This is a genomic window from uncultured Roseobacter sp. (assembly GCF_947499265.1).
GTDB lineage: Bacteria > Pseudomonadota > Alphaproteobacteria > Rhodobacterales > Rhodobacteraceae > Roseobacter.
The window spans coordinates 319,187-334,958 of record NZ_CANMNK010000007.1; the positions used below are offsets into that span (position 1 = coordinate 319,187).

A 15,772-nucleotide genomic window follows, 5' to 3' on the forward strand; every position below is an offset into this window, starting at 1 on the left:
TCCGATGGCCGACGATATAGACACTCCCGACATGCCCCCCGCTGACCTGTCCGAACCTTTGCGTCGGGCCTTGGGCGAGCGTTATCTGACCTATGCGCTCAGCACGATCATGCACCGGGCATTGCCCGATGCGCGTGACGGGCTGAAGCCGGTGCACCGCCGGATCCTTTACGCCATGCGTGAATTGCGACTGACCTCAACCGGCGGGTTTCGGAAATCAGCCAAGATTTCCGGCGATGTCATGGGCAACTACCACCCGCATGGGGATGCGGCGATCTATGACGCGATGGCGCGGCTGGCGCAGGATTTCAACGTGCGCTACCCGCTGGTCGATGGTCAGGGTAATTTTGGCAATATTGACGGCGATAACCCGGCCGCCAGCCGCTATACCGAGGCGCGGATGACCGCCGTGGCCGAGGCCATGCTCGAAGGGTTGAACGAGAACGCCGTCGATTTCCGGGAAAACTATGATGGCACGCTGACAGAGCCTGCCGTGCTGCCCGCGCAGTTCCCGAACCTGCTGGCCAATGGCTCCAGTGGGATCGCGGTGGGGATGGCCACGAACATTCCCCCCCATAACATCGCAGAGCTCTGTGACGCCTGCATTCACCTGATCAAAACGCCGGATGCGCGCGATGATACCCTGCTGAACTACGTCCCCGGGCCGGATTTTCCGACCGGCGGGGTGATCGTTGAACCGCCTGAGAATATCGCCACGGCCTACCGGACCGGGCGCGGGTCGTTCCGGTTGCGGTGTCGCTGGGAGGTTGAGGACCTGGGGCGCGGGCAGTGGCAGATCGTGGTCACGGAAATCCCGTATCAGGTGCAGAAATCCAAGCTGATCGAGAAAATCGCCGAGTTGATCCAGACCAAGAAAATCCCGATCCTTGGCGATGTGCGCGACGAATCTGCGGATGACGTGCGGATGATCATCGAACCGCGCTCACGGTCGGTCGATCCAGAAGTCCTGATGGGCATGCTCTTTCGGAACTGCGATCTGGAAGTGCGGTTTTCACTGAACATGAACGTGCTGATCGATGGGCTGACGCCTAAGGTCTGCTCAATGAAGGAGGTGCTGCGCGCCTTCCTTGATCACCGCCAGGAGGTTCTGATCCGCCGGTCGACGCACCGGTTGGAAAAAATCGATCATCGGCTCGAAGTGCTGGAAGGCTTCATCGTTGCGTTCCTGAACCTCGACCGGGTGATCGATATCATTCGCTATGACGAAGACCCCAAGGCCGCGCTGATGCGTGAGGATTGGGGAAAATCGCATGTGCGGGCGATGGACGAGGCGGATTATGTCTCACCGCCGCCCGGAGAGGGCGAGCTGAGCGAGGTGCAGGCCGAAGCCATCCTCAATATGCGGTTGCGGTCCTTGCGGCGCCTGGAGGAAATGGAACTGCTGCGCGAGCAATCCGACTTGATGGAAGAACGCGCGGGCCTTGAGGATCTGCTTGAGAACCCACAACTGCAGTGGGACAGCATCACCGCGCAACTGCGCGAGACTAAAAAACAGTTCGGCAAGGAGTACGAGGGCGGCGCGCGGCGCACCACATTTGCCGAAGGGGCGGTGATCGAAGAGGTGCCGATTGAGGCCATGATCGACCGCGAGCCGATCACTGTGGTCTGCTCACAAATGGGCTGGGTCCGGGCGATGACTGGCCACATTGACCTGACCCGTGAGTTGAAATTCAAGGACGGGGATGGCCCGCGGTTCATCTTCCACGCCGAGACCACGGATCGTCTGTTGGTCTTTGGCTCGAATGGCCGTTTCTATACGGTGTCTGCCGCCAACCTGCCCGGCGGGCGCGGGATGGGGGAGCCGCTGCGGCTGATGGTGGATCTGCCGAACGAAGCGGAGATTGTCACCATCCTGACCCATCAGGCCGGTCGGAAGCTTTTGGTCGCGTCAAATGCCGGGGATGGGTTCATCGTGCCCGAAGATGACGTGGTGGCGCAAACACGGTCCGGTAAACAGGTGCTGAACGTGCGCGGCGACACCCGCGCGCTGGTGTGCAAACCGGTTCAGGGCGATAGCATTGCGGTGGTCGGTGAGAACCGCAAGGTACTGGTTTTCGACCTTGATGAGCTGCCGGAAATGGGCCGGGGTAAGGGCGTACGGTTGCAGAAGTACAAGGACGGCGGGCTGTGTGATGCAACGACATTTGCCCGTACGGACGGTCTCAGTTGGCTGGATCCAGCCGGGCGCACGCGGACTGAAACGGAACTGGCGGAATGGACCGGCAAACGCGCCAGTGCAGGCCGCATGGCCCCACGCGGTTTCCCGCGGGACAATAAATTCACCTGACACCCCCAACAGGCTATCAGACGGGTTCCGCCATCAACCACACACCGCCTTCCGGGCGCAGCGTCAGGATCATCACCGGCTTGGGATCGCGCCCTTTTACGGGCGAAAACCGGAAACGGCCCAGCAAGGTGGCCAGAATGATCACCGCTTCTTGTAGCGCGAAAGATGCACCAATGCAGATGCGGGGCCCATCGCCAAACGGCAAGTAGGCGTAGCGATCAATCGACTTGCGATCCGCGAAACGGTCAGGGTCAAACTGATCCGGGTTGTCCCAGAGCCTCTGGTGCCGTCCCAGGGCATAGATCGGGATCATCACCGTATCGCCCGCTTGAATATCCGCTCCGCCCAGATCAGCGGCTTTCTGGGCTGTGCGCGACACAATTCCGGCGGGTGGATAGAGCCGCAGCGCCTCTTCGATGATTTGCCGTACAAACACCAGCTTGTCGACGTCGTCCCCCGTGGCGGCGCGACTACCCAGGACATCCTGCACTTCGGCGCGGGCACGCTCCTGTACCGATGGGTCGAAGGCGCAGAGGTAAAGCGACCACGCCAGGGTCAGCGCCGTTGTCTCATGGCCCGCGACAATGAAGGTCAGCAGGTTGTCGCGAAGTTCGTCGATGGTCATGCGGCGTTTGGTTTTTGGGTCCTGACCCTCAAGCAACAGGTCCAGAAAGTCCGGAATAGGGCCGGGGCCACGGGCGGCGCGGGCCTCAATCGCTTTGTTCGCATCCGCCTTCATATCGCTCATCGCGGCGGTTGAGACCATGCGCCCGGGCCGGGGCACCCAGTCAGGGGCGCCCAACACATCCAGCAAGGAGACCCGCCCGGCCTCGGCAATATAGGCATCAATCGCGCGGTGCACCGCCGCTTGATCGAAACTGCCGTCGCCGCTGAATGTCACCTCGGATATCACGTCAAATGTTGCTGTGGTCATCTCGTCCAGCAGATTGACGGCCCGCGCACCAGCCTGTCCGATGCGGTCGGCGCTGCGTTCCGCGGCCGCGGTCATGATCGGGGCGAGGTTGCGCACATTGCGGTGGGAAAAGGCGGGTGCTGCGGTGCGCCTTTGCCACCGCCAATGTGCGCCCTCCGCAATGATGAGCGAGTCGCCCACCGCCGGGCGTAGAAGGTTCTTGGTCACAATCGATTTGGGATAGTCTTCCACCCTATCCAACAGCATCTGGCGGATGGCGGTGGGGTCCATGATCATGTGCCAGCGTCTGGCGGTTCGGCCCGAAACAACGGGTTCTTGCGTCGCGACCTCGGGGATGATGCTCAGTATGTTTTCCCGCATTAGCTGGAAGCTGCGCAGCACCCCTTGCGGTTCGCGTACCAAAGCGACGCGCACCGGCAGGTTTGGTTCAATGATCGCGCGATTATGGGTCATCAGGGCCCTCATTTGCTGACCGATAATCTAGCGCGACCTGCGCGCGCTTCCACCAATGACACGCGGGATGGATTGCGCGACAAGGGCGCTTCGGCTAGGCAGAGGGTCAAGAAAAGAAAAGGTGCAGTATGCTCAGGCAAATCATTGTTCTTGCAGGCGCGTTCGGGCTGGTGGCATGCACGGGCGCGAAAGATCTGAATGAACCGCCTGTACCGTTGGGCAACTTCAGCCTCGGGCACAATGTCGTTGTCGCCCCGAAGGTCGAGACCACGGCGACCGTGAGCCGCGAAGTGACCAAGGAGGAGCTGACCGATGCCGTCAAGCTTGCCATTGCAGAGCGGTTTGACCGCTACGACGGGTCCAAGGACTATCATTTCGGCGTGAGCGTCGAGGGCTATGTACTGGCCAAACCCGGCGTGCCGGTGGTGCTGGCCCCGAAATCCGGCATGATCCTGCGTGTAACGGTCTGGGATGATGCCCTGGGTAAAAAGCTGAACGAGGAACCCGAGCAACTGACCGTGCTCGAGACGCTCGATGGCGACAGCATCATTGGCACAGGCTGGACCCAGACCAAGGAGACCCAGCTGCGCAACCTGTCGCGCAATGCCGCACAGGCCATCGAAAACTTCATCGTGAAGAAGAACGCCGAAGAAGGTTGGTTCATGGATGCAGCGCTGGACGGCGCGGCCCAGAGTGACGCCTCAGCAGACGGACAGAGCCTGCCATCTGACGCCACCCTGGCGGAATGACCGGCCCATTGCAGGTCGTGCTTGATTTTCTGCGCTGATCACAATACATCGCGCGCCATATGAAAGACCGGGTCGCTTATGACCCCTTGCAAGCAAAAGGGCGCCTCTCACCATGGCAAAGGCAAAGTTTGAACGTACTAAACCGCACGTAAACATTGGCACGATTGGTCACGTTGACCACGGCAAGACGACGTTGACGGCGGCGATCACGAAGTATTTTGGCGATTTTCAGGCCTATGACCAGATCGACGGCGCGCCCGAGGAGAAAGCCCGTGGCATCACCATTTCCACCGCCCACGTGGAATATGAAACCGACGCGCGCCACTATGCCCACGTCGACTGCCCCGGCCACGCGGACTACGTGAAAAACATGATCACCGGTGCGGCGCAGATGGACGGCGCAATCCTGGTGGTGAACGCCGCGGACGGCCCGATGCCGCAAACGCGCGAGCACATCCTGCTGGGCCGTCAGGTGGGCATCCCCACCATGGTTGTCTACATGAACAAGGTCGACCAGGTGGATGACGACGAGCTGCTTGAGCTGGTGGAAATGGAAATCCGCGAGCTCTTGAGCTCCTACGAATATCCCGGCGACGACATCCCCGTGATCCCCGGCTCGGCGCTGGCGGCGATGGAAGGCAACAACCCCGAGATTGGTGAAGAATCCATCAAGAAGCTGATGGCCGCCGTCGACGAGTGGATCCCGACGCCTGAGCGTGCGATCGACCAGCCGTTCCTGATGCCTGTGGAAGACGTCTTCTCGATCTCCGGCCGCGGTACCGTTGTGACAGGCCGTGTCGAGCGTGGCGTGATCAACGTGGGCGACGAGATCGAAATCGTCGGCATCCGCGACACCCAGAAAACCACCTGCACCGGCGTGGAAATGTTCCGCAAGCTGCTGGACCGCGGCGAAGCGGGCGACAACATCGGCGCGCTGCTGCGTGGCATCGACCGGGACGGCGTTGAGCGTGGACAGGTGCTGTGCAAGCCGGGTTCGGTGACCCCGCACACCAAGTTCGAAGCCGAAGCCTACATCCTGACCAAGGAAGAGGGTGGCCGTCACACGCCATTCTTTGCCAACTACCGCCCGCAGTTCTACTTCCGCACGACGGATGTGACCGGCACGGTGCAGCTGGCTGAGGGCACCGAGATGGTGATGCCGGGCGACAACGTGAGCTTTGGCGTTGAGCTGATCGCACCGATCGCGATGGAAAACGGGTTGCGCTTCGCGATCCGCGAAGGCGGCCGCACCGTCGGCGCAGGCGTCGTCTCAAAGATCACTGAGTAAGCGTTGACGCGCCGCACTGCGGCGCGCGTGCTGAACTCGTGACTATCAAAGAAAAGAGCCACCAGCAGACCGGTGGCTCTTTTTTTGTGCTGCGGCTTCCGAGGTCAAGCGCAACACCGGGTCCTTAAGAGGTTCAGCAAAAGGGACCCGTCACCTCAATAGCGCGCGACGCGCGGCGCCGACATGAACTGGACGGAATCGCCGACCGAGGCGGCGTTGCCGGTCAGGGGGTAATGGTTCTGGCCGGCGCATCCGGCGAGGATGATGGCGGATCCTGCGATGAATGAGATGAATTTCATGTGCATGTCGTCGTTCCTTGCAATCGCCGGAAAATATGAACCGGCTCGTATCAAAATGGTCTTTGGTGGTTTGCGGCGCGAAATTGCGCGGCATGAAACCTGATTAGGCGCCGGGTGTCGCAACGTCAGTGAACAGGATCACACCCTATTAACTTTTTGGTTGGGAAGCCGCATTTTCTTTGTCAGCTGTTTCTGTACAAGGGCCACATCAGGCATCTGTGCGGAGATAGCTTCATGACTTTTCCATCCCCTGACACGGTGCACCCGGTCACTTTGCCGGATGGGTCCGCGCTGCCCAACAACGTGTTTCTGAAAGCGGTGATCGATCATCCGCGGATCGAGGTGGGCGATTACACTTATGCCAATGACTTTGATCCTCCGGCGGACCCTGCGGGCTGGGCAGGGCGGATCGCGCCCTATCTGTTTCCCCCGTCCAGCGACAGACTCATCATCGGCAAGTTCGGGCAGTTTGCGCATGGGGTGCGTTTCATCACACACAGCGCCAACCATGATATGCGCGGGTTTTCGACTTTTCCTTTCGCCATTCATGATCCCGACCGTTTCATGGCCTACCCGGCTTCACTGCCAAAAGGGAACGACACGGTTGTCGGTCACGACGTCTGGATTGGCGCAGATGCGCGGATCCTGCCCGGGGCGCAAATCGGGTCCGGTGTCATCATCGGTACCGGTGCCGTTGTCGGCGGGACAGTCCCGGATTACAGCGTGGTCGTCGGCAACCCCGGCCGGGTCATCCGGCGTCGTTTTGAACCCGAGATAATCACCCGGTTGATGGCGATCGCTTGGTGGGACTAGCCCATCGAAAAGATCCTGGCGCATGAGGCGCTGATCACCGGGGCGGATATCGACGCGCTGGAAGCGCTTTAGATCAGGTTGCCCTTTCTTTTTCGGTCTCGGAGGCGCGATCCCTCTTGAACCCTGCGGCTTTTCCGACTAGGCCAGCAACCGGCATAGGGGTTTAGCTCAGTTGGTAGAGCATCGGTCTCCAAAACCGAGGGTCGTGGGTTCGAGTCCCTCAGCCCCTGCCAGCCTTTCCGCCACATCTACGCCATGTTTCTGCCACTGAAACGCCCGACTCATCCCTTACAAATGCCGTGTTGGGGATGGGGCCGGACGATTGGGTGAAGAAATGGGAAACACACAGGACGTTGACGCGGACATTGTTGCCATTCGCGCACTACTGGCTGACGAGGTCGTGCCAAAGAACACACCAAAGGAATTCAACCGGCTGAAGACATTGCCGACACAGTCACGGGCAGAGACCGCGAGGCGCGATGTTGAGAAACCTACCGCGGTCAAAGCCGCCACGCCGCGCACCGTCAGGAAGCCGGTACTACGGCCTGTTCTGTTTCGGCTGCTGCGCCGCGTCAGAGCATATCGGCCAAATACAAAATCTGTTCTATGGACCAGCCTGATCCTGATGTTGTTGCTCCAGCCTGTGCTTGTTTTTGGCACTCTATTGTTGGGCGCCGTCCTCTTTCTGAGCGGGTATCTCATAATGGGTAGCGATCGATTTTGGCGCCGACTTCTCGAAGTCTTTGCGGTTTTTGCGCGTTGGTGCCCCGGGCCTGCAAGACGGTTTCGCGTGGGGTGCCGGATTGCCGCGCGCAAGTGGGATGCCTGTCTGAACCGCTTGCCGGGACGCTGGACAGATGGGTTTCGCGCGCCAGACCTGCGCCAGATTGCCCGTGCCGACAAATTGCATGCAGAGGTCATGGGGGATCGCCTGAGCCGGTTGCGCGATGAAGGTACCACATAACACGTCTTCCGTGCCTGCATGCATGCCCTTGAATTCCGGCACTGGCCTCGCTATGTCGCCATCATCGATAGTGCAGGAAGATGATCATGGCCACGACCAACCCGCTCCAGTTTATTCAGCAGGTCCGCGCAGAAGTCGCCAAAGTTGTTTGGCCGACGCGGCGCGAGGTGATGTTGACCACCGTGATGGTGTTTATCCTGGCGGCGCTCACAGCGATTTTCTTTGCGACTGTTGATATCATCATCCGGGGCGGGCTTCAGGCGGTTCTGAATATGTTCGGCTGAGGCTGAACGAACCGGTTCAAAAAACGCACCAAACCCCTTGAAACATTTGGCCGTGCGGAGTATGCCGCACACCTGACCAGAAACAGGGCGTGCGGCGATTCGAGTTGCGCGCCGATTTTTTGTTTAAAGTCAGCGGGCTAAGTGTCTGAAAGATAGTGAAATTTACGGCGTTGAGCAGGCGTCGGACGAGACAGGGACCTAAGATCAGATGGCAAAACGGTGGTATTCGGTGAGTGTGCTGTCGAACTTCGAAAAGAAGATCGCAGAACAAATCCGTACATCCGTGGCTGAACAGGGCCTGGAAGATCAGATCGACGAAGTGCTGGTGCCGACCGAAGAAGTGATCGAAGTGCGCCGCGGCAAGAAGGTGACAACCGAGCGTCGGTTCATGCCAGGCTACGTTCTGGTGCACATGGAAATGTCCGACGGCGGGTACCACCTGATCAACTCCATCAACCGGGTGACCGGCTTTCTGGGCCCGCAAGGCCGCCCGATGCCGATGCGCGATGCCGAAGTGAACGCCATCCTGAACCGTGTTCAGGAAGGCGAAGAGGCGCCACGGACGCTCATTCACTTTGAAGTGGGTGAAAAAGTTAAAGTGGCCGATGGCCCGTTCGAAGATTTCGACGGCATGGTCGAGGAAGTGGATGACGAAAACCAACGCCTGAAGGTGACGGTATCGATCTTTGGCCGGGAGACCCCGGTCGAACTGGAATACACGCAGGTCAACAAACAGACCTGAGGTGCCCGTCGCATCCTGCATGGCAGGTGCGACGCTCAAAGCGTGGGAGGCGAGGGTGCCGCGGCATCCAGACCGGACCACGACAACAATCGCGATCATGGGATTGCGTATGAACCCGAACCGGCGCGCCGGGGTGGGGTTGGAAAAGGAGAAGGCCAATGGCCAAGAAACTTGTTGGCAGCATGAAGCTGCAGGTGCCTGCGGGTCAGGCGAACCCGTCCCCACCGGTGGGTCCGGCGCTGGGTCAGCGCGGCATCAACATCATGGAATTCTGCAAGGCGTTTAACGCCAAGACCGCAGACATGGAGCCAGGTGCGCCATGCCCGACCGTGATCACATACTATCAGGACAAATCCTTCACCATGGATATCAAGACGCCGCCTGCGTCCTATTATCTGAAGAAGGCGGCCAAGGTAAAATCCGGTGCAAACAACCCCAGCCGCGAAATGGTTGGCTCCGTGAGCTCCAAGCAGGTGCGCGAAATCGCCGAAGCGAAAATGAAAGATCTCAACGCCAATTCTATCGAAGCGGCCATGCAGATCATCCTGGGCTCCGCCCGCTCCATGGGCATCGAGGTGAAGTAAGATGGCAAAACTCGGTAAAAGAACCCGCGCCGCACGTGAAGCCTTTGCTGGCAAAGATGATGTGACTGTTGAAGAGGCGGTTGCGCTGATCAAGGGCAATTCAAAGGTGAAATTCGACGAAACCGTCGAGATCGCCATGAACCTGGGCGTTGACCCGCGCCACGCCGACCAGATGGTCCGCGGTGTGGTCGGCCTGCCGAATGGCACCGGCAAATCAGTCCGCGTTGCTGTTTTTGCACGTGGTCCGAAAGCGGAAGAAGCTGAAAAGGCCGGTGCGGACATCGTGGGTGCCGAAGACCTGATGGAAACCGTGCAAAGCGGCAAGATCGAATTTGATCGCTGCATTGCGACCCCGGATATGATGCCGATCGTAGGCCGTCTGGGTAAGGTCCTTGGCCCCCGCAACCTGATGCCGAATCCCAAGGTCGGCACCGTGACCATGGACGTCGAAGCCGCTGTGAAAGCAGCAAAAGGCGGCGAAGTTCAGTTCAAGGCGGAAAAAGGCGGTGTTGTGCACGCCGGTGTCGGCAAAATCAGCTTCGACGAAGCCAAGCTGGTCGAAAACATCCGCGCCTTTGTCGGTGCCGTGTCCAAGGCGAAGCCAACGGGCTCCAAGGGCACATACATGAAAAAAATCGCGCTGAGCTCGACCATGGGCCCTGGCGTTTCGGTCTCCGTCGACAACGCGGTCACCGAATAAGAATTTGGCGGGGCGACCCGTCAGATAGGCAAGGCCTTCGGGCCTTGCTTCTGTCCGAGACGGAGGGTGTGGGGCTACTCACATAATTCCTTCCTGAGATGGGAAACGAGAAAATTCAGCCTATCAAGGCGGTTTTGGTCTCGGGACCCTGAATTGGACCCGAAACGGGATGCAGACCATCGCATTCCTAAACTGAGCCGGGTGGGGAAACCTGCCCAATTTTGGAGTGAAACTGTGGATAGAGCACAAAAAGAACAGCTGGTCGACGAACTCGGCCAGATCTTTGAAAGCTCTGGCGTCGTTGTGGTAAGCCACTACGCCGGTCTGACAGTTGCTGAAATGCAGGACCTGCGCGCGAAAGCACGTGAAGCGGGTGGGTCTGTGCGTGTTGCCAAAAACAGGCTCGCCAAGATCGCCCTTGAGGGCAAGCCATGCGCAAGCATTGCTGACCTTCTGTCGGGTATGACCGTTCTGACCTATTCTGAGGATCCTGTGGCTGCGGCCAAGGTGGCTCAGGACTACGCCAAGGGGAATGACAAATTCGTCATTCTCGGTGGCGCCATGGGTGAGAACGCGTTGGACGTCGCCGGTGTCGAAGCCGTGTCCAAAATGCCATCGCGCGAGGAGCTTATCTCCACCATCGCGGGCATGTTGGGCGCACCTGCATCGAACATCGCCGGGGCCATTGGCGCACCTGCAAGCAATATCGCATCCATCTTGTCCACGATTGAGGACAAGGCGGCTGCTTGAAGCACATCGTCAAACTGGCGTCGGGCCCTAAGCGCGACGTTGGAACACACATATCGTTAACGGAAAGAGCTAAACATGGCTGATCTGAAAAAACTGGCAGAAGAGATCGTTGGTCTGACCCTGCTTGAAGCACAAGAACTGAAAACAATCCTCAAAGACGAGTACGGCATCGAGCCCGCCGCTGGTGGTGCTGTGATGATGGCTGGTCCTGCAGACGGTGCTGGTGCCGCTGAGGAAGAAAAGTCGGAATTCGACGTTGTCCTGAAAAACGCAGGCGCCTCGAAAATCAACGTGATCAAGGAAGTACGCGGCCTCACCGGTCTTGGCCTGAAAGAAGCCAAGGACCTCGTGGAAGCGGGCGGCAAGATCAAAGAAGGCGTCGACAAAGCCGAAGCCGAAGAAGTCAAAGCCAAGCTGGAAGCAGCTGGCGCGGAAGTCGAGCTGGCCTAAGCTGCCGGATCTGGGGGCTGCGCGCGACTAGCGTGCGGCGAGGGGGCCAAACCCCGACACCCCGTACAAAAAATAAGCTGGGCCCGAGAATTTTCGGGTCCAGCTTAACCCGTCTTGGCAAGGGCCGTTGGGCTCAGAGGCCTTTTCCAAGATGCGGTTCAATGGTCGGGAGGACACCGGTGGGACGGTGACCACGAATAGACCGAAACGTATCGTCTCGTATGGGCGAGGTGCCGTGGCCCGACGGCTCCCTCGACCGGTGAGAACTCTGAAAGGTGACACCTGATATGGCTCAATCGTTCCTTGGCCAGAAACGTCTACGTAAATATTATGGCAAAATCCGTGAAGTTTTGGATATGCCCAACCTCATCGAGGTCCAGAAATCTTCTTATGATCTCTTCCTGAATTCCGGCGATGCTGACACGCCCACCGATGGTGAGGGCATCACGGGCGTTTTCCAGTCCGTCTTCCCGGTGAAGGATTTCAACGAAACCTCCGTGCTGGAGTACGTGAAGTACGAGCTGGAAAAGCCGAAATACGATGTTGAGGAATGTCAGCAACGCGACATGACCTATTCGGCGCCGCTCAAGGTGACCTTGCGCCTTATCGTCTTTGATGTGGATGAAGACACCGGTGCCAAATCGGTGAAAGACATCAAGGAACAGGACGTGTTCATGGGTGACATGCCCCTGATGACGCCCAACGGGACGTTCGTTGTGAACGGCACCGAGCGTGTGATCGTGTCCCAGATGCACCGCTCCCCCGGTGTGTTCTTTGATCACGACAAAGGCAAAACGCACTCTTCCGGTAAACTCCTCTTTGCCTGCCGCATCATCCCCTACCGCGGCAGCTGGCTGGACTTTGAATTCGACGCAAAAGACATCGTCTTTGCCCGGATCGACCGCCGTCGGAAACTGCCTGTGACAACGCTGCTCTACGCGCTTGGTCTCGACCAGGAAGCGATCATGGACGCCTATTACAACACGGTGACCTATAAGCTGAAGAAGAACAAAGGCTGGGTCGCCCCTTTCTTCCCGGATCGTGTGCGCGGGACCCGCCCGACATATGATCTGGTGGACGCCAAAACCGGCGAAGTGCTCTTTGAAGCCGGCAAGAAAGTTACGCCACGCGCGGTCAAGCAATTGATCGACGACGGCAAGGTGACCGAACTGCTGCTGCCCTACGAGCACATCGCGGGCAAGTTCGTGGCCAAAGACATCATCAACGAAGAAAACGGCGCGATCTACGTCGAAGCCGGCGACGAAATGACGCTGGAGTACGACAAGGACGGCACGCTCATTGGCGGAACGGCCAAAGAGCTGATCGATGCAGGGATCACCGAGATCCCGCTGCTGGACATCGATAACGTCAACGTCGGCCCCTATATGCGCAACACCATGGCGCAGGACAAGAACATGAACCGCGACACCGCGCTCATGGACATCTACCGTGTCATGCGTCCGGGCGAGCCGCCCACCGTCGAAGCGGCCTCTGCGCTCTTTGACACGCTGTTCTTTGATAGCGAGCGCTATGATCTCTCGGCCGTTGGTCGGGTGAAAATGAACATGCGTCTGGCGCTCGATGCCGAGGACACCCAGCGCACGCTGCGTCGCGAAGACATCGTGGCTTGCATCAAGGCGCTGGTGGATCTGCGCGACGGTCGCGGTGACATCGATGACATCGACCACCTTGGTAACCGCCGGGTGCGGTCCGTTGGTGAGTTGATGGAAAACCAGTACCGTGTGGGTTTGTTGCGCATGGAGCGTGCGATCAAGGAGCGGATGTCTTCGGTCGAGATCGACACGGTGATGCCGCAAGACCTGATCAACGCAAAACCGGCCGCTGCGGCCGTGCGCGAATTCTTCGGCTCCTCGCAGCTCAGCCAGTTCATGGACCAAACCAACCCGCTGTCGGAAGTCACGCACAAGCGTCGTCTATCCGCACTTGGGCCGGGCGGTCTGACCCGTGAGCGCGCAGGCTTTGAGGTCCGCGACGTGCACCCGACCCACTACGGTCGGATGTGCCCGATTGAAACGCCGGAAGGCCCGAACATCGGTCTGATCAACTCGCTGGCGACCTTTGCCCGTGTAAACAAATACGGCTTCATCGAAACGCCGTATCGCAAGGTTGAAGGCGGCAAGGTCACCGACGAAGTGCACTATATGTCCGCCACCGAGGAAATGCGTCACACCGTGGCGCAGGCCAACGCCAACCTCGATGACAGCATGAAGTTCGTGAATGATCTGGTGTCCACGCGGAAATCCGGTGACTACACCTTGTCGCCATCGGAAAGCGTTGATCTGATTGACGTTTCGCCAAAACAGCTGGTGTCGGTTGCGGCCTCGCTCATTCCGTTCCTGGAAAATGACGACGCTAACCGCGCTCTGATGGGCTCGAACATGCAACGTCAGGCGGTTCCGCTTCTGCAGGCCGAGGCACCGCTGGTCGGGACCGGCATCGAAGAGGTTGTGGCGCGCGATTCCGGTGCGGCGATCATGGCGAAACGCGCGGGCATCATTGACCAGGTCGATGCGCAGCGGATCGTGATCCGGGCCACCGAAGATCTGGAGCTGGGGGACGCGGGTGTGGACATCTACCGTATGCGTAAGTTCCAGCGCAGCAACCAGAACACCTGCATCAACCAGCGTCCGCTGGTAAAAGTGGGTGACACGGTCATTAAAGGTCAGGTGGTTGCTGACGGCCCATCGACGGATATGGGGGAACTGGCGCTCGGCAAGAACGTCGTCGTCGCCTTCATGCCGTGGAATGGCTACAACTATGAGGACTCCATCCTGATCTCCGAGCGGATTGCCCGCGACGACGTCTTTACCTCGATCCACATCGAGGAGTTTGAAGTCGCCGCGCGTGACACCAAGCTTGGGCCGGAAGAGATCACCCGCGACATCCCGAACGTCGGCGAGGAAGCCCTTCGCAATCTCGACGAGGCGGGCATCGTCTACATCGGCGCGGACGTCGAGCCGGGCGATATCCTCGTGGGCAAGATCACCCCGAAGGGCGAAAGCCCGATGACGCCGGAGGAGAAACTCCTGCGCGCGATCTTCGGTGAGAAAGCCTCGGACGTGCGCGATACATCGTTGCGGGTGAAACCGGGCGACTTCGGGACTGTCGTGGAAGTCCGCGTCTTCAACCGCCACGGTGTGGAAAAAGACGAACGTGCGCTGCAAATCGAGCGTGAGGAAGTTGAACGTCTGGCGCGGGACCGCGATGATGAGCTCGCGATCCTCGACCGCAACATCTACGCGCGTCTGAAATCCATGATCATGGGCAAGGTGGCTGTGAAAGGTCCCAAAGGGGTCAAATCCAATGCTGTGATCGATGAGGAACTGCTGGAAATGCTGACCCGTGGTCAGTGGTGGCAGCTGGCCCTCAAGGATGAAGCTGACGCGCAGGTGGTCGAAGCTCTGAATGAGCAATACGAGATCCAGAAACGGGCGCTGGATGCGCGCTTCGAGGATAAGGTCGAGAAAGTTCGTCGCGGCGACGATCTGCCCCCGGGCGTGATGAAGATGGTCAAGGTCTTCGTGGCGGTGAAGCGCAAGCTGCAGCCGGGCGACAAGATGGCCGGACGTCACGGCAACAAAGGTGTGATCTCCAAGGTGGTGCCGATGGAGGACATGCCGTTCCTCGCGGATGGGACCCCGGTTGACTTCTGCCTCAACCCGCTGGGCGTGCCGTCGCGCATGAACGTCGGGCAGATCCTCGAGACACACATGGGCTGGGCCGCGCGCGGTCTGGGTCTGAATGTGGACGAGGCGCTGCAGGAATACCGACGCTCCGGCGATCTGACGCCTGTGCGTGACGCGTTACACCACGCCTATGGCGAGAACGTCTATGACGAAGGTATCGTTGGTCTCGACGAGGAAACGCTGATCGAAGCGGCGGGCAATGTCACACGGGGTGTGCCGATTGCGACGCCGGTCTTTGACGGTGCGAAAGAGGCAGACGTGAACGACGCGCTGACCCGTGCGGGCTTTGACAGCTCGGGCCAATCGGTGCTCTTTGACGGCCGCACAGGTGAGCAGTTTGCCCGACCTGTGACCGTCGGCGTCAAGTACCTGCTGAAACTGCATCACCTGGTGGATGACAAGATCCACGCACGCTCGACCGGCCCATACTCGCTGGTCACCCAGCAGCCTTTGGGCGGTAAAGCGCAATTCGGTGGGCAGCGCTTCGGGGAGATGGAGGTCTGGGCGCTGGAAGCCTACGGTGCCGCCTACACCCTGCAGGAAATGCTGACCGTGAAGTCGGACGACGTGGCCGGACGGACGAAAGTCTACGAAAGCATCGTCAAGGGCGAGGACAACTTTGAAGCAGGCGTACCGGAAAGCTTCAACGTTCTGGTCAAAGAAGTCCGCGGCCTCGGCCTCAACATGGAACTCCTGGATGCGGAGGAGGATGAGTGACGGGTTGATCCCCGTCACTTCGCTCCCAAC

The 15,772-nt window shown here is 59.3% G+C and carries 14 protein-coding genes and 1 tRNA gene; 13 read left to right on the forward strand and 2 right to left on the reverse strand.

The annotated features are described in order from the left end of the window. The first annotated feature begins 4 nt into the window (after window positions 1–4). Window positions 5–2,308, forward strand: a complete 2,304-nt coding sequence (locus tag Q1A63_RS20080; protein ID WP_299632408.1) for a DNA topoisomerase IV subunit A — start codon at window positions 5–7, stop codon at window positions 2,306–2,308. 16 nt (window positions 2,309–2,324) lie between these two features. On the opposite strand, the gene Q1A63_RS20085 is transcribed toward Q1A63_RS20080, so the two are convergent. Continuing rightward, window positions 2,325–3,695, reverse strand: a complete 1,371-nt coding sequence (locus tag Q1A63_RS20085; protein ID WP_299632410.1) for a cytochrome P450 — start codon at window positions 3,693–3,695, stop codon at window positions 2,325–2,327. Window positions 3,696–3,823: 128 nt separating this feature from the next. Here Q1A63_RS20085 and Q1A63_RS20090 point away from each other — a divergent pair, with 128 nt between their 5' ends. Both Q1A63_RS20090 and tuf read left to right on the forward strand, forming a co-directional pair. Next, window positions 3,824–4,444, forward strand: a complete 621-nt coding sequence (locus Q1A63_RS20090; protein ID WP_298974860.1) for a hypothetical protein — start codon at window positions 3,824–3,826, stop codon at window positions 4,442–4,444. A 112-nt stretch (window positions 4,445–4,556) separates the two neighbouring features. Further along, complete coding sequence (gene tuf, locus Q1A63_RS20095; protein ID WP_298974861.1) at window positions 4,557–5,732, forward strand: elongation factor Tu; 1,176 nt, start codon at window positions 4,557–4,559, stop codon at window positions 5,730–5,732. Window positions 5,733–5,887: 155 nt separating this feature from the next. Here the strand turns inward: tuf and Q1A63_RS20100 are convergent, their stop codons facing one another. After that, the gene (locus tag Q1A63_RS20100) at window positions 5,888–6,037 is read right to left on the reverse strand and encodes a hypothetical protein (protein ID WP_298974862.1); all 150 of its coding nucleotides are present in this window, start codon (window positions 6,035–6,037) and stop codon (window positions 5,888–5,890) included. A 228-nt stretch (window positions 6,038–6,265) separates the two neighbouring features. Here Q1A63_RS20100 and Q1A63_RS20105 point away from each other — a divergent pair, with 228 nt between their 5' ends. The 10 genes from Q1A63_RS20105 to rpoB all read left to right on the forward strand — a co-directional run bounded on the left by Q1A63_RS20105 (window position 6,266) and on the right by rpoB (window position 15,742). Then, entirely contained in the window at window positions 6,266–6,844 is a 579-nt protein-coding gene (locus Q1A63_RS20105) for a CatB-related O-acetyltransferase (RefSeq protein ID WP_366524381.1), read from the forward strand. Window positions 6,845–7,001: 157 nt separating this feature from the next. Then, a tRNA-Trp gene (locus tag Q1A63_RS20110) sits at window positions 7,002–7,077 on the forward strand. Between the two features lie 101 nt (window positions 7,078–7,178). Then, window positions 7,179–7,808 (forward strand): hypothetical protein, encoded by a 630-nt coding sequence (locus tag Q1A63_RS20115; protein ID WP_298974863.1) that lies wholly within the window; start codon window positions 7,179–7,181, stop codon window positions 7,806–7,808. 86 nt (window positions 7,809–7,894) lie between these two features. After that, complete coding sequence (gene secE / locus Q1A63_RS20120) at window positions 7,895–8,092, forward strand: preprotein translocase subunit SecE (protein WP_195819712.1); 198 nt, start codon at window positions 7,895–7,897, stop codon at window positions 8,090–8,092. A gap of 208 nt (window positions 8,093–8,300) precedes the next feature. Then, the gene (gene nusG / locus Q1A63_RS20125) at window positions 8,301–8,834 is read left to right on the forward strand and encodes a transcription termination/antitermination protein NusG (RefSeq protein ID WP_298974867.1); all 534 of its coding nucleotides are present in this window, start codon (window positions 8,301–8,303) and stop codon (window positions 8,832–8,834) included. Window positions 8,835–8,992: 158 nt separating this feature from the next. Beyond that, a complete protein-coding gene (gene rplK / locus Q1A63_RS20130; RefSeq protein ID WP_298974868.1) occupies window positions 8,993–9,418 on the forward strand; it encodes a 50S ribosomal protein L11 in 426 nt (141 codons plus the stop codon). Window position 9,419: 1 nt separating this feature from the next. Continuing rightward, the gene (rplA, locus tag Q1A63_RS20135; protein ID WP_298974869.1) at window positions 9,420–10,118 is read left to right on the forward strand and encodes a 50S ribosomal protein L1; all 699 of its coding nucleotides are present in this window, start codon (window positions 9,420–9,422) and stop codon (window positions 10,116–10,118) included. Window positions 10,119–10,352: 234 nt separating this feature from the next. Beyond that, window positions 10,353–10,868 (forward strand): 50S ribosomal protein L10, encoded by a 516-nt coding sequence (gene rplJ / locus Q1A63_RS20140; protein WP_298974870.1) that lies wholly within the window; start codon window positions 10,353–10,355, stop codon window positions 10,866–10,868. 75 nt (window positions 10,869–10,943) lie between these two features. Beyond that, complete coding sequence (rplL, locus tag Q1A63_RS20145; protein ID WP_298974871.1) at window positions 10,944–11,318, forward strand: 50S ribosomal protein L7/L12; 375 nt, start codon at window positions 10,944–10,946, stop codon at window positions 11,316–11,318. A 287-nt stretch (window positions 11,319–11,605) separates the two neighbouring features. Next, window positions 11,606–15,742, forward strand: a complete 4,137-nt coding sequence (rpoB, locus tag Q1A63_RS20150; RefSeq protein WP_298974872.1) for a DNA-directed RNA polymerase subunit beta — start codon at window positions 11,606–11,608, stop codon at window positions 15,740–15,742. Window positions 15,743–15,772: the final 30 nt, after the last annotated feature.